This is a genomic window from Helicobacter sp. (genome assembly GCF_022511165.1).
In the GTDB taxonomy this organism is placed as follows: domain Bacteria; phylum Campylobacterota; class Campylobacteria; order Campylobacterales; family Helicobacteraceae; genus Helicobacter_C.
On sequence record NZ_JAFLSB010000003.1, the window covers coordinates 28,421 to 54,153 of the forward strand.

General features: G+C 38.6%; 20 protein-coding genes. 15 read left to right on the forward strand and 5 right to left on the reverse strand.

Annotated features, from left to right (window positions below; all coding sequences use genetic code 11):
* The first annotated feature begins 10 nt into the window (after positions 1-10).
* From yidC to lepA, 5 genes are all read left to right on the forward strand, one after another.
* A complete protein-coding gene (gene yidC / locus J1E28_RS00865; RefSeq protein WP_291026050.1) occupies positions 11-1,810 on the forward strand; it encodes a membrane protein insertase YidC in 1,800 nt (599 codons plus the stop codon).
* On the forward strand, positions 1,807-2,619 hold the full coding sequence (locus tag J1E28_RS00870) for a Jag N-terminal domain-containing protein (protein WP_291026051.1): 813 nt from the start codon (positions 1,807-1,809) through the stop codon (positions 2,617-2,619). The genes yidC and J1E28_RS00870 overlap by 4 nt, the downstream gene beginning before the upstream one ends.
* Entirely contained in the window at positions 2,582-3,982 is a 1,401-nt protein-coding gene (gene mnmE / locus J1E28_RS00875; protein ID WP_291026052.1) for a tRNA uridine-5-carboxymethylaminomethyl(34) synthesis GTPase MnmE, read from the forward strand. Before J1E28_RS00870 ends, mnmE begins: the two co-directional genes overlap by 38 nt.
* Entirely contained in the window at positions 3,982-4,920 is a 939-nt protein-coding gene (locus tag J1E28_RS00880; protein ID WP_291026053.1) for a pyridoxal-phosphate dependent enzyme, read from the forward strand. Before mnmE ends, J1E28_RS00880 begins: the two co-directional genes overlap by 1 nt.
* Positions 4,921-5,047: 127 nt before the next feature.
* Positions 5,048-6,844 (forward strand): translation elongation factor 4, encoded by a 1,797-nt coding sequence (gene lepA, locus J1E28_RS00885; RefSeq protein WP_291026054.1) that lies wholly within the window; start codon positions 5,048-5,050, stop codon positions 6,842-6,844.
* A 110-nt stretch (positions 6,845-6,954) separates the two neighbouring features.
* Here the strand turns inward: lepA and J1E28_RS00890 are convergent, their stop codons facing one another.
* The 4 genes from J1E28_RS00890 to J1E28_RS00905 are packed head-to-tail and all read right to left on the reverse strand — an operon-like array spanning position 6,955 to position 10,384.
* A complete protein-coding gene (locus J1E28_RS00890) occupies positions 6,955-7,860 on the reverse strand; it encodes a hypothetical protein (RefSeq protein WP_291026055.1) in 906 nt (301 codons plus the stop codon).
* A 21-nt stretch (positions 7,861-7,881) separates the two neighbouring features.
* Positions 7,882-9,105, reverse strand: a complete 1,224-nt coding sequence (locus tag J1E28_RS00895; RefSeq protein WP_291026056.1) for a replication-associated recombination protein A — start codon at positions 9,103-9,105, stop codon at positions 7,882-7,884.
* 9 nt (positions 9,106-9,114) lie between these two features.
* Positions 9,115-9,477: a helix-turn-helix transcriptional regulator gene (locus J1E28_RS00900; RefSeq protein WP_291026057.1), complete on the reverse strand. Its 363-nt coding sequence runs from the start codon at positions 9,475-9,477 to the stop codon at positions 9,115-9,117.
* A 10-nt stretch (positions 9,478-9,487) separates the two neighbouring features.
* Positions 9,488-10,384, reverse strand: a complete 897-nt coding sequence (locus J1E28_RS00905) for a J domain-containing protein (protein ID WP_291026058.1) — start codon at positions 10,382-10,384, stop codon at positions 9,488-9,490.
* A gap of 174 nt (positions 10,385-10,558) precedes the next feature.
* Between J1E28_RS00905 and J1E28_RS00910 the strand changes: the two genes are divergently transcribed.
* The 9 genes from J1E28_RS00910 to J1E28_RS00950 all read left to right on the forward strand — a co-directional run bounded on the left by J1E28_RS00910 (position 10,559) and on the right by J1E28_RS00950 (position 22,877).
* Positions 10,559-13,525: a RecB-like helicase gene (locus J1E28_RS00910; protein WP_291026059.1), complete on the forward strand. Its 2,967-nt coding sequence runs from the start codon at positions 10,559-10,561 to the stop codon at positions 13,523-13,525.
* A 227-nt stretch (positions 13,526-13,752) separates the two neighbouring features.
* Positions 13,753-15,285, forward strand: a complete 1,533-nt coding sequence (nhaA, locus tag J1E28_RS00915) for a Na+/H+ antiporter NhaA (protein ID WP_291026060.1) — start codon at positions 13,753-13,755, stop codon at positions 15,283-15,285.
* A 17-nt stretch (positions 15,286-15,302) separates the two neighbouring features.
* Positions 15,303-16,628 carry a sodium/proton antiporter NhaA gene (gene nhaA / locus J1E28_RS00920; protein ID WP_291026061.1) on the forward strand — a complete coding sequence of 442 codons (1,326 nt, stop codon included), beginning with the start codon at positions 15,303-15,305 and terminating at the stop codon, positions 16,626-16,628.
* Positions 16,629-16,674: 46 nt separating this feature from the next.
* Positions 16,675-16,977, forward strand: coding sequence for a preprotein translocase subunit YajC (gene yajC / locus J1E28_RS00925; RefSeq protein WP_291026062.1), 303 nt, complete (start codon positions 16,675-16,677; stop codon positions 16,975-16,977).
* A 2-nt stretch (positions 16,978-16,979) separates the two neighbouring features.
* Positions 16,980-18,758, forward strand: coding sequence for a protein translocase subunit SecD (gene secD, locus J1E28_RS00930; protein ID WP_291026063.1), 1,779 nt, complete (start codon positions 16,980-16,982; stop codon positions 18,756-18,758).
* Positions 18,758-19,729 (forward strand): protein translocase subunit SecF, encoded by a 972-nt coding sequence (gene secF, locus J1E28_RS00935; RefSeq protein ID WP_291026064.1) that lies wholly within the window; start codon positions 18,758-18,760, stop codon positions 19,727-19,729. Before secD ends, secF begins: the two co-directional genes overlap by 1 nt.
* Positions 19,730-19,739: 10 nt before the next feature.
* Positions 19,740-20,075 carry a DUF6394 family protein gene (locus J1E28_RS00940; protein WP_291026065.1) on the forward strand — a complete coding sequence of 112 codons (336 nt, stop codon included), beginning with the start codon at positions 19,740-19,742 and terminating at the stop codon, positions 20,073-20,075.
* 12 nt (positions 20,076-20,087) lie between these two features.
* A complete protein-coding gene (locus J1E28_RS00945; protein WP_291026066.1) occupies positions 20,088-20,777 on the forward strand; it encodes a hypothetical protein in 690 nt (229 codons plus the stop codon).
* Between the two features lie 9 nt (positions 20,778-20,786).
* Positions 20,787-22,877: a hypothetical protein gene (locus J1E28_RS00950; protein WP_291026067.1), complete on the forward strand. Its 2,091-nt coding sequence runs from the start codon at positions 20,787-20,789 to the stop codon at positions 22,875-22,877.
* 58 nt (positions 22,878-22,935) lie between these two features.
* Here the strand turns inward: J1E28_RS00950 and J1E28_RS00955 are convergent, their stop codons facing one another.
* Entirely contained in the window at positions 22,936-23,397 is a 462-nt protein-coding gene (locus J1E28_RS00955; RefSeq protein ID WP_291026068.1) for an acyl-CoA thioesterase, read from the reverse strand.
* A 373-nt stretch (positions 23,398-23,770) separates the two neighbouring features.
* On the opposite strand from J1E28_RS00955, the gene J1E28_RS00960 reads away from it, so the two are divergent.
* A complete protein-coding gene (locus tag J1E28_RS00960) occupies positions 23,771-25,306 on the forward strand; it encodes a flagellin A (protein ID WP_291026069.1) in 1,536 nt (511 codons plus the stop codon).
* Positions 25,307-25,733: the final 427 nt, after the last annotated feature.

Genomic DNA, 25,733 nt, shown 5'->3' on the forward strand with positions numbered 1-25,733 from the left:
GGTTATAATTATGTATCGTCCTAATGAACAAGATAATGGCATATCATTTTCGCGTGTGCTTATTGCAGTAGGTCTTTCAATCGCTTTTTTTGCTGTATATGCGTATTTTTTCCCACAAACTCCTGCTCAAACTCCCACATCTACAAATACTTCAGGCAATGAAAACATAGATAAGGTAAATTCTCATATCTCTAGCTCCCAAGACACTTTATCTCCTACTGCTCCTAGTCAATCTTTATTAGAAGACACACAGGCTACGCATACCCCCACTATAAGTAATTCGCAATCTTTAAAACAAAGCATTCTCGTGCAGATTCACTCTGATACATTCGATATAGATATTGATGCGCTTGGAAGGATTAAGCAGGTTTATCTTAAAGATGAGCATTTTACACGTGGTGAGCAAAAGAGTCTTTTTGGTATGATAGGCGAAGTGCTAGGTATGAAAGTATCACATAGAGAAACCTTGGATAAACTGCCCTTATTTGATGAGGCTGGGCTTCATACAATGGAAGTGCGTTTTAGTGATAGTAGCCTTAATCAAAAAGCCTTTAACACTCCATATACAACAAGCATATCGCAGATTACCCTAGAAAGTGCACCTATTGAAATTGCTCTTACACAGAATCTTGGCGATGTTGTGCTAACAAAATATCTTACTATTCACCCAAATCTCCGCTATGATGTGCGCATAGAGATTAATAACCCTGATATAGAGTATTTTGTGAGTAATGGTATGCGCCCTACTGCTGACCCTGATACTTATGCCTTTCGTGGTGTAATAACACGTAATAGCACAGATGGGGTTTTGACAAAAATCGAAGATGGGGACGCTACAAGCGATTATCTTGCCAAAACTGCGGCTGATGTGCGCTATTCAAGCTTTATAGCAAGTGTAGATAGGTATTATACAAGTTTGTTTTTTACTGATGCGCCTCAAGGCTTGTATGTTGTGATGAGTGGAGACAATGCACATAATCCTATGCCTTATGTACGTTTTGAGGGGAATGCGACTTTTGCTGGATATATAGGTGCAAAAATCTACAAAGAACTTCAAAAAATCGATGAAAGCCTTACTGATGTCGTAGAATATGGACGTATTACTTTTTTTGCTAAACCGCTTTTTATCCTTCTTGAATATCTCTATGATTTGTGCGGGAATTGGGGCTGGGCGATTGTGCTTTTGACGCTTATTGTGCGTATTGTGCTTTATCCTCTCACATATAGGGGTATGATGTCGATGCAAAAACTTAAAGACTTAGCCCCTAAAATGAAAGATTTGCAAACGCGTTACAAAGATGATCCACAAAAACTTCAAATGCATATGATGGATTTATATAAAAAGCACGGCGCAAATCCTCTTGGTGGCTGTTTGCCTTTGCTTTTGCAGATTCCTGTGTTTTTTGCCATTTATCGTGTGCTCCATAATGCAGTGGAGCTGAAAAGTTCAGAATGGATTTTATGGATTAATGACTTATCCGCAATTGATCCTTATTTTGTGCTTCCTTTACTTATGGGTGCAAGTATGTATATCTCTCAAAAACTCACACCCTCAAATTTCACAGATCCAATGCAAGAAAAAGTTTTTAAAATGCTTCCCATTGTTTTTACATTATTTTTTATTATCTTTCCTTTCCCAGCGGGGCTTGTGCTGTATTGGACAATTAATAATGTTTTCTCTATTATTCAACAAATGGCTCTTAATAAAGTAATGGAAAACAAAAAAGCAAAGGAGATTGCAGAGCATCATAACGCACATCATCATAATCCAACACCGCATAAAGAAAAGAAACAAAAGGGGGTAAAATGAAAAAAATTGTAGAAAAAAGTTTAGAAGCCGCTTTGATTAAGGCATCAACAGAGCTTGGTTGTTCAGTTGCCGATTTAGAATATGAGATTGTGCAAAATCCTAGTAATGGATTTTTGGGATTAGGCAAAAAAGAAGCAATTATTATTGTAGATACAAAACAAGAAAAAGTAAGCAAAGGTAAAGAAACAAGAGAATATACAGATTCAAAGCCATATAGAGAATCTTCACACAAGGAGTATAGAGAGCATTCGGCGGGATTTACAAAAAATACAAGCTATGACTCGCATTCTCTTGAGCAGGATTTTTCACAAGATATTTGGGGAAAGCAAGATGCTCCCCTTCAGCAAGATCACGATTCAAATGTGGCACAGATTCGCAGTGAGATAGAATCTCTCTTTGCGGTGCTTCCTTTTGAAATTGATAAATTTGATGTGCATTTAGAAGCTGATAATATGCTTTGTGTGTATATTGATGGACGCGATTGCGCCTTACTTATTGGTGAGAGAGGCTATCGCTATAAGGCACTTTCCTATTTGCTTTTTAATTGGATTAATCCAAAATATGGTTACACATTGCGTCTAGAGATTGCAGAGTTTTTGAAAAATCAAGAAGAAACAATGGATATATATCTAAGAGATGTAGCGCGTCTTATTCGGGCTAATGGCAAAGCGCAGACAAAGACACTTGAGGGGATTCTTGTCTATATCGCACTTAATAAGTTGCGTGATATGTTTCCCGATAAGTATGTGTCTGTGCGGCAGAATGAGGCTGATGAGAAATACATCATCATTAACGATTTTAGACGATAGCACAATTGTTGCTATTGCCACACCTGTTGGCATTGGAGCGATTAGTATTGTGCGCTTGAGTGGCAAAGATGCCTATCAAATCGCTTTGCACCTTACACATAGAGATTTTTTTAAGCCACGATATGCACATTTATGCTCTATTTACGATACACAAGGAGTTGCACTTGATGAAGCTCTTGTGCTTTATTTTCCAGCCCCCCATAGTTATACAACTCAAGATGTATGCGAGGTGCAATGCCACGGCGGATTTGTGAGTGCTAGAGCAATTGTGGAGGTTTGCCTCGCACTTGGTGCAAGAGTAGCATCTGCGGGAGAATTTACCAAGCGCGCTTTCTTGGGTGGGCGACTTGATTTATCTCAAACACAAGCAATCGCAGGACTTATTGCTTCTCAAAGCCTTGAGGCAAATAAGATTTTAATGCGTCAGCTCAAAGGCGATGTGGGTATTTTTGTAGAGCGCATACGCGAAATTTTGCTTGAGATTCTCGCCCTTGTTGAGGTTAATATCGATTATAGCGAGGAGATAGAAGAGGATTATAGGCAGGATATATTAGGGCGTTTGGAACAAATAAGAGATGAATTAAAGCAAGTATATGAATCTTCTCTTGCGCGCAGTGGTTTGATTGAGGGTTATACATTGAGTATTATTGGCAAACCAAATGTTGGCAAAAGTTCCCTTTTAAATGCGCTCCTTATGTATGAACGAGCGATTGTGAGCGCGACAGAGGGGACAACGCGCGATACAATAGAAGAAAATCTTCATATTAATGGCGCCTTGGTGCGCATCGTTGATACAGCCGGAATCCGCCAAAGTGATGATGAGATTGAGCGTATAGGGATTACTAAGACAAAAGAGGCATTGCAAAGAAGCGATATGATTCTTGCTCTCTTTGATGCTTCGCGCCCTTTTGATGAAAAAGATGCAGAAGTGTTAGACATATTGAAAGCTTATGCAGATAAATATATCCTTGTGATTCTCAATAAAACTGATTTGCCAAAACAATGTGATGAGGCATATTTACGCTCATTTTTACATACATATAAAAAAGCTATATTACCCACTCCATTAGCCATAAGTGCGCAAAAACAAGGAGCACAAGAAGTTATAGAATCCCTCAAAGAAGTGATTAATTTGCAAAATGGAAATCAAAGCCTGATACTTACTTCTAGCTATGCAATTTCTTGTGTGAAAAATGCCCTCGATTCTATTCATACCTCTTATGAAGTGTTTGAAAATGAAGAACTAGAGCTTTTTGCTTACCATATCAAAGATGCGCTACAATCTATAAGCTCTATCACTCACCCCTATGAAAGCGCAGAATTACTCGATAAGCTTTTTGGCACATTTTGCTTAGGTAAATAATGTTTGCTTTTTCGCGCTCTGTTATAGAGCAAAAGATATTATTTGGGCGTTCATTTTATCTCAAACGCGATGATTTAATCCACCCCATTTGCAATGGCAATAAGGCACGAAAATTTGCTGCTTTGTTGGAATTAGACGCATATAAAACTTGGATAAGCTATGGGGGCAATCAATCCAATGCAATGCTTGCTTTGGCTTATTTGGCTAAGCTTAAGGGTGTAGGGTTTAAATATGTGATGCCCTCTCTTGGCGCACAAAAGGACTTAGATTCTATGCAAAATCTTTCTTATAAAGCGAATCTAAGCAGAGATGCTATGCAAAATAATATGGTTATGGGGAATCTTGCCTATGCGCTTGAATATGGTATGCAACCTTATATCTTGCCAAGAGGCAGTAGCACTACACACCTAGAATCTTATGCCAAAACTCTCATTGATGAGCATAGCCTCTTTATCCCACAAGGTGGGAGTGTAGAGTGCGCCCTCAAAGGTATGAATACACTTGCTCAAGAATTAGCCCAAAGCATAGGGGGTGAGCCGATTATTTTTTATAGCAGTGGGAGCGGGGTAGGGGTGATTGCTTTGCAAAAAGCCTTGGATTATTTTTTTCCAAAAGCGACTTTAATAGCTTTAAATTGTGCTGGAAGCGAGAAAGAACTCAAGAAGAAATGCGAGAGAGAAAATGTGCCACATTTGCAGATTCTGCATTCGCCCTTTAAGTTTGCTAAGCCTCATAAGGAGATATGGGCGATGAGGGAGTATCTTTTAAATAAAGGGGTGGCGTGTGATTTGATTTATGATAGCCCTGCATTTTGCCTTATACGCCAACATTTAGAATCTTTTAAACACAAAGAGCTTGTATTTATCCTCTCTGGCGGACTTATGGGTGATGTTACTCAAATGCAACGTTATGTTTCCAAAGGTTTCTTGCATAAATGATGTAATAATACAATGCAATTTCAAGGCTAGGATAGCAATGATTAGAGCCATTTTAAAGAGTATGTTACATTGAGCTAAAATCTATTTGCTATAATATGCGCTAAATTAAGCCAAATAAAGGGTATGAATGAAAAGTCATATTCGTAATTTTTCAATCATCGCTCATATTGATCACGGCAAATCCACCCTTGCTGATAGATTGATACAAGAGTGCGGAGCAGTAAGTGAGCGTGAGATGAAAGCACAGATTATGGATACTATGGATATTGAAAAGGAGCGGGGTATTACGATTAAAGCACAATCTGTGCGTTTAAACTACCCCTACAAGGGTAAAACTTATATTCTCAATCTCATCGATACGCCCGGACACGTGGATTTTAGCTATGAGGTATCACGCTCACTCACTTCTTGCGAGGGGGCATTGCTTGTTGTTGATGCAAGTCAGGGTGTGGAGGCACAGACGATTGCTAATGTGTATATTGCAATGGAAAATAATCTTGAAATTGTGCCTGTGATTAATAAAATTGACTTGCCCGCAGCCGACCCTTTGCGCGTGTGCGAGGATATAGAATCTACCATAGGTTTAGATTGTCAAAATGCGCTCAAGGTAAGTGCAAAGAGTGGAGAGGGGATAAAAGCTCTCATAGAGTATATTATTGAGCATATTCCCGCTCCAAGTGGAGAGAGTGATGCACCCACAAAAGCCCTTATTTATGATTCGTGGTTTGATAATTATTTGGGCGCATTGGCTTTGGTGCGATTAAAAGATGGTGCATTGAGCGTAGGACAAGAAGTGCAGATGATGAGCAGTGGTAAGAAATATGAGGTATTAAGCCTCTATTATCCCCACCCTGTGCAAAAGATTCCAACACAAAGAATTGAATGCGGAGAGATTGGTATTATCTCGCTTGGATTAAAAACGCTCACAGATATGGCAGTTGGCGATACAATTACTGATGCAAATAATCCTACAAATGAGCCAATAAGTGGCTTTAGGGCAGCAAAACCTTTTGTATTTGCTGGAATCTATCCCATTGAAACAGATAAATTTGAGGAATTGCGTGAAGCATTGCATAAGCTTAAGCTTAATGATTCTGCCCTAAGTTTTGAGCCTGAAACAAGTGTGGCACTAGGTTTTGGCTTTCGCGTAGGGTTTTTGGGGCTTTTGCATATGGAAGTAGTGAAAGAGCGTCTTGAAAGAGAATTTGGACTTTCGCTCATTGCAACCGCGCCCACGGTGGTATATGAAGTGCATCTTACTGATGGCTCAATGGTGTTTGTGCAAAATCCAAGTGAGCTTCCCCCAACACAAAAGATAGAATCTATTTATGAACCTTATGTGAGGGCGAGTATTATTACCCCTAGTGAATATGTGGGGAATATCATTACCTTGCTTTCACATCGCCGAGGTATGCAGGAAAAAATGGATTATCTCACGCAATCGCGCGTTATGCTCGTGTATGCTTTGCCTAGCAATGAGATTGTTATGGATTTTTACGATAAGCTCAAATCCTGCACCAAGGGCTATGCGAGCTTTGATTATGAGCCTATTGGATATAGAGAGGGAGATTTGGTTCGGCTTGATATACGCGTAGCAGGGGAAGTTGTCGATGCGCTTTCTATTATTGTGGATAAATCAAAGAGTTATGAAAAAGGGAGAGCATTAGTTGAATCTATGAAAGAAATTGTCCCTCGGCAGCTTTTTGAAGTAGCGATTCAAGCGAGTGTGGGAAGTAAAATCATTGCAAGAGAAAATATTAAATCTATGGGCAAAAATGTAACTGCAAAATGCTATGGTGGGGATATAACGCGTAAAAGAAAATTGCTTGAAAAACAAAAAGAGGGCAAAAAAAGAATGAAAGCCATAGGCAAAGTGGAATTACCCCAAGAGGCATTTTTGGCGATTTTGAAAATTGATAGCTAAGGTATAAAGGTTCAATTTACAAGTGTTATAAGCTACTCTGCTTTTTTAAATTAAGTAAGATTCAAAAAAGATATTTTTATAAAAACTTTCAAAGATTCTAGCTCCTCTGCTTAAGGAGTTGTTTTTGTAAGGGAGTTGTAGTTTTGCCTTTTAGTTGCATCAACAAAAGTGTGTTTCAAGGAGAGTGAAAAGCCGATAAAAAGGTTACTTCCCAATTTGCTAATGTGCCGTCCTTGCAGGGCATAATATTTCACAAAAGGTGCGATAGCAAGCTTATTATAGAGCTTTGTATCTAAACGAATTTCTACCTCAAGCTGATAAAGGGGATTGTAAGTATCGGGTGTGGAGCTATAAAGATAATGGCGCAAGTTTGTATAATAAGAAAATTTTGAATCTTCGTTGATTTTATATTCTATATTGATTCTACCTTCCCAACCATAGCTTGCTGCGGAGATATTTTCAGTAAAGTTTTCTTCAGCAAAGCCACTCACAGAGAAATCTTTGAGGTAGATTCCATCAAAGAGTTTAGCTCCAGCGCTAAGACGTGTAATTTTTTGCTTATTTTCAAATCCACTTTGGTAGCTTGCTTTTCCAAAGGGTCCCACCTCAAAGCCTCCTACAAAAGAAGGGACATACCAGATTCTGTGTGTGTAGTCTGTGGAGAGAATAATTCTATCTACCATTGTGTTGGTAATACGCTCATTATCGCGTATGAGGATTGTGCGCCCATATTCTGCAAAAATAGAGTTAAACACAACATATCGAGGCGCATAAAAATCAAGTCCAAAATTAAAATTTCCTTGCGCGATGAGTTGAGAATCCCCGCTGATACGACTATCGGAGAATTCTTCATATTCCTTTTGTCCTTGTATAGAAGTAGAGCTAAAATCTGCCGAGAATCGTTTAAGCTCAATATGCCAACCACGTTTATCTGGATTTGCATCAATCCCCGCCGCAAGGGCATTACAGGTATAAAAAAACATAAAAAATAAGGCAAGAAAATTTTTATTTTTCATATGTATCCCTATTATTTGTCCTTATGTTTTTGTTTCTTGCTTAATTTTTAAAAGCCATTCATTGAGTGTTTTTTCAAAGCCTTTTGTGGTGGATTCTACAAAAGGCAAATGTTGCGCACCATTTTTATCTAAATAGCTTTGCTCTACATAGCCACCAAAATCGTGTGGATAGAGATAATGCGTAGAGTAGGGCATAATATGCTCTGGTATTTCAAGCATAAGTCCATTTTTTATCGCCTCCAAAGCCTTATCAATTGCTTTGTAGGCAGTATTACTTTTAGGTGAAGAGGCAAGATAAATCACGCATTGAGAGAGAATAATGCGAGATTCAGGATAGCCGATTTTGCTTACTGCAAGGAGTGTGCTTGTGGCTAGATTAAGCGCATTGGGATTGGCATTACCAATATCTTCACTTGCAAGAATCACAAGTCGCCGCGCGATAAATTCTGGATTTTCATTTGCGCTCACAAGACGCGCGAGATAGTAAATACTTGCCTCTACATCGCTTCCGCGAATAGATTTAATAAGCGCGCTTATAAGGCTATAATGGCTTTGTGCCTCACTCGCACCATCGTGCAGGGCATAGGGGCGCAGGGATTGAAGCATAGTCAGTGTGATATGAGATTCTCCCGTGCTTAGAGCTGCATCAAGGAGATTAAGAAGAGCTCGGGCATCTCCTGCGCTTGAGTATATGAGATAATCTCTTGCTTCTTGTGTGATATGTGGGGTTTTATGAAAATGATTTTCTACATAGTTAAGCCCACGCGTAAGAATCTCATTTAAATGCGCATCGGTGAGGGGTTTTAGCTCAAAGAGAAAGCTTCGTGAGCGAATGGCATTAGTGAGGGAGGCAAAGGGATTATAGGTGCTTGCTCCAAAAATAATAGCACTATAAGATTCCATAATAGGCAGTAGCACTTCTTGCTGTGTGCGACTTAGACGATGCATTTCATCAATGAATACAAGCGGTTGATACAAGCCTCCTTCATAGTTTTTAATAAATTGGCGCAATTCCTCGATTTTAAAGGTTGTAGCATTATAGAGGGCAAATGGTTTTTTGAGTTCTTCTGCAATAATTTGTGCCAAAGTCGTTTTGCCCACTCCCGGAGGTCCATAAAAAAAACAATGTGCTATGGCATTATTTTTGAGCATTTTAAAAAGTGTGCTTTGGGGGGAAAGAATATGATCTTGAGCGATAAATTCCTCTAATGTGTGCGGGCGGAGTAGTTGGGCGAGATTTAGCAAGGGACAACTTTATTTTTTTTGAAATAAAATAATCTCATAGGAACTTTCATTTGTTTGCAAGACATTGCTTTTGCCCTGATGTTTTGCAAGATCTTCGCGTAAATCTCCTGTCATTTTATCAAGCTCATCAAGCCTTTCTTTGAGGCGCAAGATAATATCTACTCCCGCGAGATTTACCCCCATATCACGCGTGAGTTTGAGGATTGTTTTGATTTTGTCAATATCGCGTTGAGAATACAAGCGCATTTTTCCATCAGTGCGTCCGGGCTGTATAAGTCCCTCTTTTTCATATTGTCGCAGGGTTTGGGGGTGGATTTCTAGAATCTTTGCCACCACACTAATAAGATATACTGGCTCATCATAGCTATACATAATATGCTCCTTATGCGAGTTGTTTTTTTAGCATTGTTTGTAGTTCTTCGCTTAGACTATCTGTATGAGGCAAAATGATATTTGCCCTTGCATATAAATTCCCAAAATCACCGCTCTTGCGATTTTTAATACCTTTGCCTTTGATGCGGAATTTTTGGTTATTTTTGGTATTAGCCGGAATCGTAATAGTCGCATCGCCATAAAGCGTAGGTAGAGTGATTTTACCCCCAAAAAGTGCGATGATAAGAGGCACATCAAAATCTTTATATAAATCATCTTCATCACGTGTGTATTCTTGCGATGAAGCCACTTGCACCTTTAAGAGCAAATCCCCACTTCGTCCATTATGTGAATTGCCTTTGCCTTTGAGGCGGATTGTTTCGCCATCTTTTATGCCCACAGGTATTTTAATATCAAAGCTTCCACTTCGCCCATTATAATGATAGCTTCCGCCAAGTGCGGCGCTTTCAAATGGAATTTGAATACTATCTTGTATATTGAGATTTGGCGTATTAAAGTGACTAAAGCCAAAATCATCATCTCTGCCAAAGCCACCAAATCCACCGCCAAAATGGAATCTACTGCCATTTCCTGCGCTAAAGCCACCCTGCCCAAAAAGTGAGGAGAGCAAATCATCAAGATTGACATTGCTTCCTTGTGCGCGTGAGAAGTCGTGAAAATTCTGCCCGCCAAACATCGCATCGCCGAAACGATCATATTGGGCTTTTTTATTTTCATCGCTTAAAACTTCATAAGCAGCATTGACTTCCTTAAATTTTTCTTCCGCACCTGCTTCTTTATTAATATCTGGGTGATATTTGCGTGCAAGTTTGCGATAGGCTTTTTTTATTTCTTCACTTGAGGCATTTTCGCTAATTTCTAATGTATCATAAAGACTTTTTGACATTATAAACTCCTTCATAAAATTCTTACTCAAATAAATGATAAATTTTAAGCGTTATTGTATCATAAAAGTTTAGTAAAGTGTAATCAAGGTTTGTTTTTTGATTAGATTTATCATTAAGCTCTTTGATTATTTGAGATATAATCCTTATCTCAAATGAATCTACAAAGGATAGCTATGGCGCATACACAAGCACAATTTTTAGCACTTAAGGCTTCAGCAGGAAGTGGTAAAACATTTAGCCTTGCCTTGCGCTTTATTTATCTGCTTTTTTGTGGAGCAAATCCGCATCAGATTCTTACTCTTACCTTTACTAAAAAAGCCTCAAATGAAATGCGCCACAGAATCTATGAGCATTTGCATTCTTTAAAAATATCACTTAATAATAACACTTATGCAGCAAATATTGTTTATAAAGATTTATGCGAGAAAAAGGGATTAAATCATCAAATCTTAAGCCAAAATATCCAACGAATCTATACAGAATTTATGCAGAGTAATCCACGCATTACGACTATTGATGCGTTTTTTTATGCTGTATTAAAAAAATTTTGTTGGTATGTGGGGGTATCAGCGTATTTTGAAGTGGGGAATGTGGATTTTGGTGCTATAAATGAGCGTTTTTTACAATCTTTGCATACACAAGATGTAGATTCTCTTGTGAAATTTTGCCTCTTTCATAAAATGAGTATCGCTCAATTTTTATCTTTTTTGCATTCACTTTGCCTTTTTCCTGCTCAAGATATTCAAAATGCGCTAGGAGATGATTTAGAGCCTATTAGGCTTAGCCCAGAAGAGATTGATGAAGAGATAAAGGCAAGAATGGAGCGTATTAATGCTTATATTCAATCGATTGAAGGAGGGGATAAAAGAGCAAAAAGGCTTTTTTGCAAAAGCAGCGCAGAAGAGATTCTAAAAAGTCCTGATTGTATCCTTAAATGGAATGAGCATTCTTACCTTAAAAAATATGATTTGAGTGCATTTGATAAGGTGCGCGAGGAGATTTTTGATTTAATGAAAATTTATTTTGTCAAAAAAGAACAAGATGTATTTAGGCTACTTCGAGCGTATCTTACACAATTTAATCGCTTCAAGCAGCGACAAAATCGCATTGAAAATTATCTAAGTTATAATGATGTAATGCTAAAAAATTATGAGCTTTTAAGGTGCAATATTGATAGAGATTTTTTTTACTTTCGCCTTGATGATAAAATTACGCATATTTTGCTTGATGAGTTTCAAGATACAAGCCTCACGCAATATCAAATTCTAAAACCTATTATTGATGAGATAAAATCAGGAGATTCGCGTAAAAAAATTGATGAAAAAAGCCTTTTTGTTGTAGGTGATGAAAAGCAGAGCATTTATGGCTTTCGGGGGAGTTTTTCGGGTGTATTTGATGAGGCAACAAGAGATTTACACAAAGAAAATCTCCCTTATAATTTCCGCTCAAAGCCACGCGTAATTGATTTTAATAATCGTATATTCCAAGAATGCTATAAGCAAAGATATATTCCTAGCCAATGCCCTAATGATACGATACAGGGTGGATATGTGCGCGTTTTAGAATCTACCAAAGATGCCCAAACTTTGAGTGTGCAGGTATATGATGAGCTAGAATCTTTACTCCATAATGGAGCAAATGAAAATCAAATTGCCATTTTGGTGTTTAAAAATGAGGACGCCCTTTTGCTTAAAGATTATATAAATGCGCATAATCCACACATTAGCGTTGTTACAGAAACAAGCACTTCGCTTTTTAGCAAAAAAGAAGTTCGACTACTTTTAAGCGCACTGAATTATATTAAGCTTTTACGCCTTGCTCAAATGACAAAAAATACAGGAGAAGAAAGCGCAGAGGAGACTTTAAAAAAACACTCTAATGCACAGATTCTAGAATCTATTTCGCAATCTAGCGTATCGCCTACTTCCTATGAAATCAATAATGCGCTTAAATTTTATGAAAAACAAATATGCAAATTATGGGGGAGGGCGTATGAAGAGAGTGCGAATGTGATTTCTAAGATTACCTCGCTCTCTTTTAATGATTCTATGCGCCCTGCGGAAATTGTCCTTGCTTTGATTGAGAGTTTTTGTATAGCTCAAAGCACTTCTATGCGATTTTTGGAGCTAAGTTGTGAATGTGGGAGTATTGATGAGGTGCAAGAGATGGCTTTAAAAATACAATGTGATGCTCCTACACAAAGCAATGATGGCGTAAAAATTATGACAATTCATAAATCAAAGGGCTTGGAATTTGACTATGTGATTGTGTGTGATAGAATGAATAAGCCAAAAAATGATACGAGTAGATTTTTACACGCCTATGATGGACTAAACATTGGGCGCATATATTATAAAAGCAGAGGGCGTGATGGCTTTGATAGAGCGTATAATCAGGCATTAGAGGCGCATAAAAATCGCCTCAAACAAGAAGAGCTTAATGTGCTTTATGTAGCTTTTACACGTGCAAAATATGGCTTAAGTATTGCTAGAAAAGAGCAATTAAGCGCATTTGAACCCCTCTTTTTAAATGATGAAAAAGATATTTTGCCCACCCTAAACACTCATATTGTGCAAAAGCAAGCAGATTCTACAAAAATCAATGTGCTTCAGTCTATGCAACATTTTGGGCGACAAAGCGCATTTATTAAACAAGAGCAAACTCATCATATTTTTGAGGCAACACAATGGCAAAGTATTATTTTTGGAAATGCTTTGCATAGTGTATTTGAGCTTTATTTAGGCTTTGCTTTAAATAAAGAGAGCATAGCGCATATTCTTTTTAATCGCTATGGTTTTGCTTTAAGCTCTAAAAGCATTGCTCAAGCCATAGATTATGCCCTTGCTTCCATAGAGAATCCACTCTTTAGTGCGCTAAGAGAGGGTAAGGAAATGCTTTGTGAGGTAAGCTATATCGAGCAATCTTGTCTTTATCGCATTGATGCGCTTTTATATGATGAGAAAGAATGCTTTGTGCTTGATTATAAAAGTGGGGCAAGAGAGCAGGAAGAGCAAAAGGAGCAAGTGAGGGGGTATATGCGTTTTTTAAATACACTTTATCAACAAAAAAAATCCATACGAGGCTTTATTATTTATCCACTGAAGCAAGGCAGTGAGCAGGTATATGAAGTCAATATTTAAGGGCTATTTCTAGAATCTATAAATTTATATTTTAAGATTAAGAGAGATTAAAATATGCTTTTTTAAAGCTTTAGGCAGGGTGAAATATGGGATAAAATATGTAGGAGAGAATCTGCAAGTAAAGATTATTACATTTTAACCTTACTTTGAGTATAATGCGCCCTTGTTTTATCTGCAAAAAAATCCTAAACACAAAATTCTTATTCATACAAGGAGTTTTCGTAACTATGGGAGAGGTAACGATTACACCTAGCCGACATTCGTATGTTAAAGATAAATTGCAAGAGGGTTTATATCGCTTTATTACCCACGAATCTTTTGGTGGTATTTTGCTTGCTTTTTGTGTTGTGGCAGCTATGCTTGTGGCAAATTCTTCTTATGCGGAGATGTATTTTTCATTTTTTCGTAGCGAGTTTGGTGTATTTTTTGATGATTTTGTGCTGAAAGTAAGTTTGCTTGATTTTATTAATGATATATTGATGTCTTTTTTCTTTTTGCTTGTGGGCTTAGAAATGAAGCGTGAGATGCTCTATGGCGAACTTGCTGGATTCAAAAAAGTAAGCTTTTCTTTTCTTGCGGCATTTGGGGGGATTATTTGCCCTGTGATGATTTATCTCTATTTTAATGCAGGCACAGCCTATCAAAATGGCTTTGGTGTGGCAATGAGTACTGATACTGCTTTTGCGCTAGGGCTAATAATGCTGCTTGGTGATAGGGTGCCTAAGATTCTTAAAATTTTTCTTGTAACCTTAGCTGTGGCTGATGACTTAGGCGCGATTTTGGTGATTGCTATTTTTTATTCTAATGGGCTTGATATGCAGTGGATTTATGCCTCATTGATACTCATTGCTGTGCTTATTTATCTCAATTATCGCGATACAAAATACCTCTCTTTGTATTTTTTGGTGGGTATTTTGCTCTGGATTTGCGTGCATCATAGCGGCATACACGTAACCATTGCAGCGGTGATTTTGGCAATGGCAATCCCGGGGAGAACGCGTGTGAATAGGCGATATTTTGTCAATATGCTCAAAGAATTTGATAAAATGAAAGTGGCAACAAATGATTGGAATGATGTGATACACGCTCAAGATATTGAAAAGATGAGTTTTTGGAAAGGGAGTGTCAAAAATATCAAAAATTTTATGTTTAATACTCAAGATGCGGAGAAAAAGATTGATATGGCAAAAACTTCTCAACTCGTGCATATGCTTGATACCATAGGGACTTATTCGCGTTATGCCCAAAATCCTCTCGTGCGCCTTGAAATTGTCCTGCAGCCTTTGTGTGCGTATTTTTTTGTTCCACTTTTTGCCTTTGCAAATGCAGGGGTGTCTATTCAAAGCGGTATAGATTTAAGTTTAAATAGTGTAATGCTAGGCACAACCTTAGGTTTAGTCGTAGGTAAGCCTATTGGCGTCTTTTTGTTTTGTTTTTTGGGTGAGAAGCTAAGCCTTGCTGCAAAACCTAAAGATTTGAGCTATGCGCATATTTTATCTGTGGGTGTTATTTCAGGTATTGGATTTACAATGTCTATTTTTGTGGCAAATTTAGCCTATAAAGATGATATGATAAGCATTGATATGTCTAAGATTTCTATTCTTATAGCGAGTTCTATTGCTGTTGTGCTTGGGCTTTTGGCGGTATATCTTAGCACGATGAGGCAAGAAAAGCAGGTTGAGAGTATGAGTGTGGAAGAAGAGCATCAAAAGCTTGAAGATGAGATTCAAAAGCTCAAAGATAAGCAGAGCGTGATTTAAATAATAAGGAGGAATATATGAAGAAAACGACAAGTAGGATTTCGGAGGCATTAAGTAGTTTTATTCGCGCAGAATCTTTTAGTGGTATTTTTCTCTTTTTCTGTGCTGTGAGTGCGATGATAGTTGCAAATTCTCCCCTATCGCATCTATACAAGGAGTTTTGGGAGCAACCCTTTGGCTTTAGTTTTGCTGGAGGATTCTATGGATTTAGCATACACGATTGGATTAATGATGTATTGATGTCAATTTTCTTTCTTATGGTGGGGCTTGAGATTAAGCGTGAGCTGCTTTTTGGGGATTTATCAGGCTTTCAAAAAGCTGCCTTTCCTGTGATTGGTGCAATAGGCGGTATGATTGTCCCGGGCGTGATTTATTATGCGCTTAATATGAATACCCCCTCATATCACGGCTTTGGAATCCCAATGGCAACAGATATTGCCTTTGCTTTAGGCGTGATTTTGCTTTTGGGTAAGCGTGTGCCTCTTGCCTTAAAAGTCTTTCTTGTAACCTTAGCTGTGGCTGATGACTTAGGCGCGATTGCTGTGATTGCGATTTTTTATCCATCGCCCGAAGGATTGCATTTATCATATTTACTTGCCGCAGTGGGCATTATAGGTATATTGAGCTTTATGAATTATATTGGGGTGCGCTCTTTAAGCGTGTATATAGGCATAGGAATTGTGCTTTGGTTTTGTGTGCATCACGGGGGGATTCACGCTACTATCGCCGCAGTGGCATTGGCATTTTGTGTGCCTGTGAAGCCAAAAATTGAGACAAAAGAATTTATTGCCGTGGTGCAGGAGATGATAACAATCTTTGAAAATAAGGACAAGGATCGTAAAAATATCTTGCTTGATACCGACCAAATGAGTGCGATTGATAAAGCAGCACAAGATTTTACCAAAGTGCAGAATCCTCTTTTGCGCCTTGAACACGCCTTGCAACCTTTATGTGCTTTTATCATTATGCCTCTTTTTGCCTTTGCAAATGCAGGGGTGGATATTAGTGCAGAGATAGATTTCCATATTGATCATATTATGCTTGGTATTATGCTTGGGCTTGTTGTGGGCAAACCTGTTGGAATCTTAGGCTTAACCTTTTTATGTGAAAAATGCAAGATTGCTGCTCGTCCTCAAGGCGTAACTTGGAGTCATATTTTTGGCGCAGGAATGCTTGCGGGTATTGGATTTACAATGTCAATGTTTGTCTCTAATCTTGCCTTTGATAATGTGCAATCTGCTGATGTCTCAAAGGTCGCAATTCTCCTTGCTTCAAGCATTGCAGGGATTCTTGGCTCGTTGTTTTTGCTCATCAACCATCAAATCAGCAAAGCCAAATCTTAACTATTCTAAGATAGAATCCGCATTTATTCTATTATAAAGGACTACTATGCAAGGGCAAGGTGGAGCACAAGAAGTAATAATGTCATTACTTCCTATTGTATTTTTTATAGCGATTTTTTATCTTCTTCTTATTCGTCCAGCAAATGTAAAGCGCAAAAAACATCAAGAGATGATTGATGCGCTTCAAAAAGGCGATAAGATTATTACCACAGGTGGGCTGATTGCTGAAATTGTTAAGCCAGAGAAAACATTTTTTAGTGTGCGTTTAAATGATGATACGATTGTGCGCCTTTCGCGAGAATTTATTGCTTATAAACTTGATGAAAATGAGCTTACGCAAGATTCATAAAAATGGCAAAGCAGCATATTCAATCTTCTTTGGCAAATAAAAGCATCAATTATAGGCTTTGGGTGCTACTTGTTGCCACTATATTTGGTATTGCTTTGAGTTTGCCCTCTTTTACAGATATAGGTGGTCGTAAGATTTCGCTTGGACTTGATTTGCAAGGTGGGCTTAATCTGCTTTTGGGTGTGAAAACACAAGAGGCGATTAAAGCTCGGCTCTCTTCCCTTGCTTCACAGATTAGCTTTGATACAAGGCGTGAGAAGATTCTTATCGATAATCTCAAAGCGACTGAAAATAATGTGAGTTTTGAGCTTTTTGATAGTGATGAAAAACCAAAATTGGAGCAGATTCTAGCAAGTATAAATGGATTGCAGATAAATGAGAATGCAGGGCAGTATATCCTTAGCTTTAGCCCAGAGTATGAGCAAGAAATTAAAGAGAATGCGCTCAAACAAGCCATTGGCACGATACGCAATAGGCTTGATGAATTTGGCTTAAGTGAGCCAAGCGTTACGCAACAAGGGCAGGATAATATTCTTGTGCAATTACCGGGCATTAAGACATTACAAGAGGAACAAAGAGCAAGGGATTTGATAGCTAAGCCTGCGCATTTGCAGATGATGGCAGTTGATGAGGAGCGCAATGCGCGGGTTAGCACAATGAGTGAGGTTGAGGCGCAAAAATATAATGATGTGATTTTGCCTTTTGTGAATTCAGGCGAGTTGCAAAAGCTTGAAAAAACCCTTAGCACACTTAAAGATGAGCTTTTGGCTACTCAAGTAGATTCTGCGCAATATGAAAAATTAGAGGCAGATATTGCTTCATTAGAGCAAGATATACGCGCAAAAAAAGCGCAATCTCATCAAGTCATTTTGCTTAAAGCTGTGCCTATCCTTGATGGCGAAATGCTTACAGATGCTCGAGCTGGTTTTGATCAAAATAATCAACCAATCGTAAGCTTTAGCCTTGATGCAAAGGGGGCGAAGATTTTTGGTGATTTTTCTGGGGCAAATGTCGGTAAGCGTATGGCGATTGTGCTTGATGGCAAGGTATATTCTGCGCCTGTTATTCGGGAGAGAATCGGCGGTGGAAGCGGACAAATTAGCGGTGGCTTTAGCGTAGAGGAAGCAAGTGATTTGGCGATTGCGCTAAAGAGTGGCGCGCTCCCTGCGCCTATGGAAGTGCTTGAAAAGCGCAGTGTGGGACCAAGCTTAGGAGAAGATTCTATCAAAGCCTCGATGATTGCGCTTATAAGTGGTTTTGCGCTTGTCATTCTTTTTATGATAGCCTATTATGCCCTTGCCGGAGTGATTGCAGTGGTGGCATTATTTGTCAATATTGTGCTCATTATTGCGGTAATGGCTTGTTTTGGCGCGACTTTGACTTTGCCGGGTATGGCGGGGATTGTGCTCACAGTGGGTATGGCAGTTGATGCGAATATTATTATTAATGAAAGAATCCGCGAGGCTTTGCGTGGGGGATTTAGTATCGCTAAATCCATAGAAATGGGCTATGCAAACGCATCTAGAGCGATTTTTGATTCTAATCTCACCACCCTTATTGCCGCTGTATTGCTCTATGCCTTTGGCACAGGTGCGATTAAGGGTTTTGCTATCACAATGGGGATTGGTATAAGTGCTTCTATTCTTACAGCAATCATTGGCACACACGGCATTTATCAGGCGATTTTAAATCAAATTGTAAAAAGTGGTAATATCGCCTTATGGTTTGGTATCAGCCTTCCTGCTCAAACTACACAAGAAGTACGCAAGGAGGCAAAATAATGGAATTTATTAAAAAAGTAAAAATATATGATTTTGTGAAGTATAGCTCCTATGGATTAGGAATATCTATTCTTTTAATCATCGCTTCATTTGTGCTTTTAGGGCTAAAAGGTTTTAATCTAGGCATTGATTTTGCCGGTGGCTCTGTGGTGCAGCTTCAATACACTCAAGCCGCACCATTAGCGCAAATCCGCACACTCCTCGCACAAGATGAGCGGTTTAAAAATTCACAAGTAAGCGAGTTTGGCTCACAAGAGGAAGTGCTTTTGAAGATTCCTTATATTCCTACAGATGTGAATGAAAATATGGCACAAGATATTCTTACACTTTTAGAGCCAAGCGGCACTTTTGAGCTTCGCCGAGTGGATTCTGTGGGTCCAAAAGTGGGCGATGAGCTTAAAACAAATGGTATCATCGCGCTTGTCATCGCGCTTATTGCGATGATGATTTATATTTCTTTTCGCTATGAGTGGAGATTTTCTCTTGCTGGGGTTTTAGCGCTTATGCACGATGTGATTATCGTCTCTGGTATAGTTATACTTGCAAATGTAGATTTTAACCTCGATGTGTTAGCCGCGCTACTTACGATTATTGGCTATTCTATTAATGATACGATTATTATCTTTGATAGAATTAGAGAGCAAATGATGATTAAGCGGCAAAAAGATATGAAATATGTGATTAATGAGGCGGTTTCTTGCACACTCTCACGCACACTTTTGACTTCCTTGACTGTGTTTTTTGTGGTGCTTACGCTTTATCTTTTTGGTGGGGAGATTATTGTAGGATTTTCACTTCCTATGCTTGTAGGGGTGATTGTGGCAACTTATAGCTCAATGTTTGTTGCGCCTCGTCTTGCCTTGCTTCTTGGTTTTAATCTCGATGAATATTATAAAAAAGAGAATGAAAAGCTCAAAAAGCAAGAGGAAAAGAAGCGATTACGCGCAATGTATGAGCAAGGAACTTTATAAGGAGTAAGTAATGGATTGGGGCAAAGTCTTTTTTGTATTTTTTAGTTTGATGAGTTTGACTTTCACATTAGGGTTTTTGTATGAGAATAATATCATCATACTTTTTATCGCCACAGCGATTAATTTCATCGCTACAACTTTGCGCATAGGGGTAAAAACTAGCCTTTCTGCCGAGCTTTTAGCAAGCTCTCTTGTGGCTGATTTTCATCTCATACCTGCTTTTATATTCTTGCAAATCTTTGGTGATATTGAGATTGCAACTTCACTTGTCGTAGGCGCAGTGGTGGCAAATTTGTTTTCTGTGGTTTTACTTTGTATTGGTGGAGCTAAAAGCAAGGAAGAGTAGATTTTTAGGGCTATGAATCATATTTTATATAAGATATTTTTTTGTATTTTTAGTTTTATATATGGAGGTGTTTTTAACGCTTGTGCGAGTTATACGCTTGAGGTTGCAAATGTAAGCTTATATAATGAGGGTGTGCAAATTGTGGATTCATTTAAGCCAAAAAGCAAGGTGCGCCTTGAAGTGGGGCAACATCTTGTAGGAGGCGTAAATGCAGTGCCTCTTGCGCTTTTTATTTCTGCCCTTAATCTTTCTTTACAAAATGTGATTTTTGCAAAAGAAGATATATCACTTTATCAAAATGGAAAGCCTATCACAGCCTTAAATGACAAAGAACTAAAAACCCAAAATTTTGATTTTAGCTCTATTGTAGAATCTTATCATCTTTTTATCCCCTCTTCTCCAATGCCAAGTCGGGGGATACCTTTTATCTATCGAGGCTATATGGGGGGATTTTATATATATGATGAAATGCAATTTTTAGCGCGTGAAAGAATGATAACAAGCATTGAGCTTGATTGGCAAAGAAGCAATCGCGCCGTGATACTCTCAAGCATTTTGCAAAAAAATACACTTGAGCCAAAGGGGAGTCCAAGAGGAGGCTTTGTGCTTTATGCGCCCTCTGCTTTGCAAGTAGGGAAGCTTGAGCTTGAAGTGCGTGTGGGTGAGGAGAGACATACTTTTGCCCTAGAGCTTAAAAAATAAGGAGAATATATGAGAAGAGTATGGAATGGTGTTTGGGCAGTTTGTGTTATTATGGGCTTTGTGGCTTGTAATGATATGTTCTCCGCTAAAGAAGCAAATGAGGCAAAGGAAGAAAAAGAAACTCTCAAAGAAGTAAAAGAGCCTAGCTTAACATATGATGATAAAGCAGAAATTCATCATTTGCTCGATCAGATTCTCTCTTACTATGCACCGATAAAAGAAGATACCCAATCATTTTTACCACAAGATTCACAAGAAAATATCAAAGGGTATGAGCTTGTTTCTGTGGCAGAAAAAGAAGAAGAGATTAAAAAGCTTTTGTGGCAAGCTTATAGGAATAATACAAGCAATAAAGTTGATGTAGCTTTGGTTGAGAGGCTAATGGGATTAGTCCAAGAATGGCGAGTGTTGTGTCATTCAGTCAAAGACTATATGCAGCTACCTTTGCTCGAAAAATATAATGTAGAAATCCAACTTGCTCTTGCCCTTTTGTTTTTGGATTATGAGAGAGGAAATACTGATACCTTGAGTAATTTGCTTAATGGGCGATTTGAGTTTGCCAAAGAAAGCGGGCAGTTAAGCAATATTTTAGAATCTCGTATCCAAGTGCGTATTTTGGCATTACACGGGCTACATCATCTAATGCTTATCAATGGAGAAATGGAGCATATGATAAGCCACAGGATGCGCGAAGAAGTCGAGAAAGATTTGGATAATTTTGATGATTTTATCCCTGAAGAGCATTATAAGGTTTATCGACAAGCCATTGCGCTTATAAAAAATGAAGTCTTGCAGCTCCGCGCACCCATAGATCAAGTGTTTGGGCAACTTTTGTTTTATCATAAGCAATTTGACACTTCTTTAAGCAGTAGCGATGAGGTGCATTTACACACAAGGCGATTAACTAGCGCTTATGAGTTATTTAAAGCCCATAATACCCATTCTGCTGAAGCACAGGATTTTATCTCAACTGCGCGAGATCCACTGAAAAATGTATATAATGATATTACTATCTCAAATTATCTTTATGGGCTTGATTATCTTACTTTAGCACTTTTGGGTGATAATATACAAGAAAATCTCCCTTTGGCATTAGAATATTTGAAGCAAGGTTTTAATTACACCCAAATTAACGAGCATCGCTTTGATTTATCTTTGTATCATAATTATATGGCTTCTTTGGTGCTAGGGGCTTATGTATTATCACAATTTTATGAAAATGGGATGTATTTTGATGAGCTATTGCGCACTGCTAAATCCGAGCTAGAGCATTACAAAGATGTGCTTTCTCACGATGATGTAGAGATGTATGAGGACGCATTTTTCGTATTAGATCAGACGGATAGGAGCAAGTTTTTAAATATTAGCTTTATAGATTCTGCGCCAAAAGATGAGGCAGGATATATCAAAGTTCCACTTGTGCTTTCCTCACAAGAAGTCACACAAATTAATACGATTGCCGCAAGAGAAAAATATGCTAAAGATGAGAAAAAACCAATGTGTCTTAGCCCATTTGAAGCAAAGTTTATGCTTTCACTTACTTATCAAGCCTATAAGGAACAAGGTTTTAAGGGCGTAGCTCCAGAGATGTTTCAAATTCGCTTAGATGAAGTATTTGATATAGATACTTTTAAGAAAAGCTCCCTTGCAAAGCATTTATTGGATTTTGATTTTTTTATGCTTTTGGGTGTGGCAGATAAGCAATGTTATAGACAACAAGAGAGCATTAATGAAGCCCTCAATGCCCTTGAAGCAAAGCAAAGTATTTGCGGATATAATATCTTTTTTGATACAGAAAATGGCTTTATGACAGATAGGATTCTGCCCTCGCAAGTTTTGGAGCAAACCGCTGATGGCAATGTGTATTATCGTATGAAGATTGCGGATTTTAATCTTAATAGCTTTATATTTCATAATGATGAAAATGCCCTTAATCGCCTTAGACAATCTCAAGATTTAGGAGAGCTAATGCCAACGCTTCTTGCGTTTTTTCCTCATATTAAAGCCTATCTTAGTGAGCGTCTTTCGTCTAAACAAGCAAATGAGCTTTTAAGCAAGGTAAAACCAAGATCGTGTGAAGCGCAAACAAGCGCACAATGAGCGCACTTATTTACAAAATAAGAGGATTCAAAAAAGGATTTAGGCTTATGCTTTAGCTTTATTCTTTAATTTTCATTCGTATTTCTTTGCGTTTTCGTGCATCTTCAAATCGCTTTTTTTCATCAGGAGTTGTGGGATCAAGCGGTGGAATCTGCACTCTTTTGCCGCTAGGATCAATGGCTACCATTGTGAAGTAGCAACTATTAGTGTGGGTAACAAAGCGATTTTTAATATCTTCACTAATGACTTTTATGCCTACTTCGCAGCTACTGCTCCCCACATAATTCACAGAGGCGAGGAAATGCACCAAAGAGCCAATGGGGATAGGGTTTTTAAACACCATACCATCTACGCCAATGGTTACCACACCACAGCCGCAATAGCGCGTAGCACACGCATAGGCTACTCTATCAAGTAGCTTCATTAGCTCTCCTCCGTGCATTACCCCGCTAAAGTTTGCCATATCTGGCGAGGCAAGTATGCTCATTGTGAGGCGTTTGGGGTCAAATACATCTTCCATAGAATCTCCTTACATAACATTGCCCTTTATCTTGCCTAAAATAATATCTCTTTATAGATTTTAAGCAAAGACTTTAGAATCTATAAGGTAGCCCGAATCTAAGCCAAAGACAAAAAGACAAGCTTCTTTTAACTTAAATAGAAATAATTATGCAATGTCAAAGTTACTGCTTTTATAATATAGAAGCTACTTTATTGATTTTAATCTCCCTAGTGTCCCTAAAAGTAACCTCTCTTTACTCTCTAAAAAAGCTCAAAAATCCCAAAAAAATCAACAAAATTATGAAAATTTATTAAAATTCTTGCGTTATTACCGATATGTATCTCAACCTAAAGGCAAGGACGCCTAAGGAAAACACAAAAAAGGAGTTACTATGGCTTTCCAAGTCAATACAAACATTAACGCGCTTAATGCGCACGCTCAATCTACCTTTACTCAATATCACCTCAAAAATTCGATGGAGAAATTGAGTTCAGGTCTTCGCATTAACAAGGCTGCGGATGACGCTTCAGGTATGGCGATTGCTGATAGTTTGCGCTCTCAAGCAAGTGCGCTAGGACAAGCGATTAGAAATACAAATGATGGTATGGGGATTATCCAAATCGCCGACAAAGCGATGGACGAACAGCTTAAAATTCTTGATACTATCAAAACTAAAGCGGTGCAAGCTGCACAAGATGGACAAAGCACACAATCTCGCTCAATGATTCAAATGGACATTAAGCGCTTGATTGAAGGTTTGGACAACATCGGTAACAACACTACATATAATGGTATGGCGTTGCTCTCTGGTTCATTTACAAATAAAGAATTCCAAGTGGGTGCGTATTCTAACCAATCCATTAAAACTTCAATTGGTGCGGCTACATCTGGTAAAATCGGGCAAGTGCGCCTTGAAACAGGTGCGATGGTTACTGAATCTGGTGAAGTAACTGTTGTTTTCAAAAATGTTGATGGTGTGAATGATGCCATTTTGGAATCTGTAAGGGTTTCTTCATCAGCAGGGACTGGACTTGGCGTATTGGCAGAAGTGATTAACAAAAACTCTGACCAAACAGGTATTCGCGCAGTAGCCAATGCTATTACCACTTCTGATAGTGCGATTGCCTCTGGGGGCTTAGGTGGCGTGGTGCTTAATGGCTTCTCTATTGGCGATATTATTGGGATTAAGAAAAACGATAGCGATGGTCGTTTGTTGCAAGCTTTCAATGCGGCTACAATGCACACAGGTGTGGAAGCTTACACAGATAATATCGGGCGATTAAACTTGCGAAGCACAGACGGACGCGGTATTGAGCTCTCAATTCGTGGTCAAGCACAAAATGGAGCTATTACCGAGCCTCTAGCAATTCAAACTGTTAATGGTGGGCAAAATTTGCAAAATGGTGGTTCTAAAAACTTTGGACGCCTTTCACTTGTGCGAACAGACGCAAGAGATGTCGTGATAAGCGGGATAAACATCAGCGCTACTGGGTATGATAATGAAGGCAAAGTAGCACAAACTACGGCGAACCTAAGAGACATCACAGGTGTGTTTAACAAAGATGTGCGCTCTGCTTCTGGGGAAAACTTCAATGCAGTGATTGCTTCTGGTGCAGCAGACCTTGGTGCAGGGGTAACTACCTTACGCGGTGCGATGATTACAATGGATATTGCAGAATCTGCTCAAAAAATGCTTGATAAGATTAGAGCTGACCTTGGTTCTGTTCAAGGACAAATGGTAAGCACTCTTAACAACATCACTATTACTCAAGTGAATGTTAAAGCCGCTGAATCTGGTATCCGTGAAGTGGATTTTGCAGCTGAAAGTTCAGAATTTACTAAGCTCAATATCCTTGCTCAATCTGGTAGCTACGCGCTTTCTCAAGCCAATGCTATTCAGCAAAATATCTTAAGATTGCTTAACTAAGCTTTCTTAAGATAGCTTAAGCCTCCCTTTGGTTGGAGGCTTAGGGCTTTTGCACTTTGAAGCTTAGGGCTTGCGCCTTAAAGTATGAATGCTTCAAGGGCTTAAGCCTAAGCACGGGTTCTTTTTTATTTTTTCTATTTTTCCTTAAGATTTGCGCTCAGTGGCTTTGGGCGGTTAGGACTTTAGGGGCTTTGAGCTTTTTAGGCTTTAGCTTTTAAGGGTTTAGGCTCTTTTAGGTTTTTAGACTTTAAGACTTTTTAGAGTTTTGAGGCTCTTTGAGGCTTTTGAGTTTTTTAGAGCTTTGGGAGGTTTAAGGCTTTTTAGACTTTAAGCTCTTTTGTCCTATCCTCCAAGTCATCTCTTTAGGATTAAGGATAGTTATGCGAAGTCTCATCTCAAGGACGAGGTAACCGAGCAAAACCTTTGT

What these genes read in the sequence shown, in the direction of transcription:
- yidC (WP_291026050.1), top strand. Translation starts at nt 11, where the DNA reads ATGTATCGTCCTAATGAACAAGATAATGGCATATCATTTTCGCGTGTG.
- J1E28_RS00870 (WP_291026051.1), top strand. Translation starts at nt 1,807, where the DNA reads ATGAAAAAAATTGTAGAAAAAAGTTTAGAAGCCGCTTTGATTAAGGCA.
- mnmE (WP_291026052.1), top strand. Translation starts at nt 2,582, where the DNA reads ATGAGAAATACATCATCATTAACGATTTTAGACGATAGCACAATTGTT.
- J1E28_RS00880 (WP_291026053.1), top strand. Translation starts at nt 3,982, where the DNA reads ATGTTTGCTTTTTCGCGCTCTGTTATAGAGCAAAAGATATTATTTGGG.
- lepA (WP_291026054.1), top strand. Translation starts at nt 5,048, where the DNA reads ATGAAAAGTCATATTCGTAATTTTTCAATCATCGCTCATATTGATCAC.
- J1E28_RS00890 (WP_291026055.1), bottom strand. Translation starts at nt 7,860, where the DNA reads ATGAAAAATAAAAATTTTCTTGCCTTATTTTTTATGTTTTTTTATACC.
- J1E28_RS00900 (WP_291026057.1), bottom strand. Translation starts at nt 9,477, where the DNA reads ATGTATAGCTATGATGAGCCAGTATATCTTATTAGTGTGGTGGCAAAG.
- J1E28_RS00905 (WP_291026058.1), bottom strand. Translation starts at nt 10,384, where the DNA reads ATGTCAAAAAGTCTTTATGATACATTAGAAATTAGCGAAAATGCCTCA.
- J1E28_RS00910 (WP_291026059.1), top strand. Translation starts at nt 10,559, where the DNA reads ATGGCGCATACACAAGCACAATTTTTAGCACTTAAGGCTTCAGCAGGA.
- nhaA (WP_291026060.1), top strand. Translation starts at nt 13,753, where the DNA reads ATGGGAGAGGTAACGATTACACCTAGCCGACATTCGTATGTTAAAGAT.
- nhaA (WP_291026061.1), top strand. Translation starts at nt 15,303, where the DNA reads ATGAAGAAAACGACAAGTAGGATTTCGGAGGCATTAAGTAGTTTTATT.
- yajC (WP_291026062.1), top strand. Translation starts at nt 16,675, where the DNA reads ATGCAAGGGCAAGGTGGAGCACAAGAAGTAATAATGTCATTACTTCCT.
- secD (WP_291026063.1), top strand. Translation starts at nt 16,980, where the DNA reads ATGGCAAAGCAGCATATTCAATCTTCTTTGGCAAATAAAAGCATCAAT.
- secF (WP_291026064.1), top strand. Translation starts at nt 18,758, where the DNA reads ATGGAATTTATTAAAAAAGTAAAAATATATGATTTTGTGAAGTATAGC.
- J1E28_RS00940 (WP_291026065.1), top strand. Translation starts at nt 19,740, where the DNA reads ATGGATTGGGGCAAAGTCTTTTTTGTATTTTTTAGTTTGATGAGTTTG.
- J1E28_RS00945 (WP_291026066.1), top strand. Translation starts at nt 20,088, where the DNA reads ATGAATCATATTTTATATAAGATATTTTTTTGTATTTTTAGTTTTATA.
- J1E28_RS00950 (WP_291026067.1), top strand. Translation starts at nt 20,787, where the DNA reads ATGAGAAGAGTATGGAATGGTGTTTGGGCAGTTTGTGTTATTATGGGC.
- J1E28_RS00955 (WP_291026068.1), bottom strand. Translation starts at nt 23,397, where the DNA reads ATGGAAGATGTATTTGACCCCAAACGCCTCACAATGAGCATACTTGCC.
- J1E28_RS00960 (WP_291026069.1), top strand. Translation starts at nt 23,771, where the DNA reads ATGGCTTTCCAAGTCAATACAAACATTAACGCGCTTAATGCGCACGCT.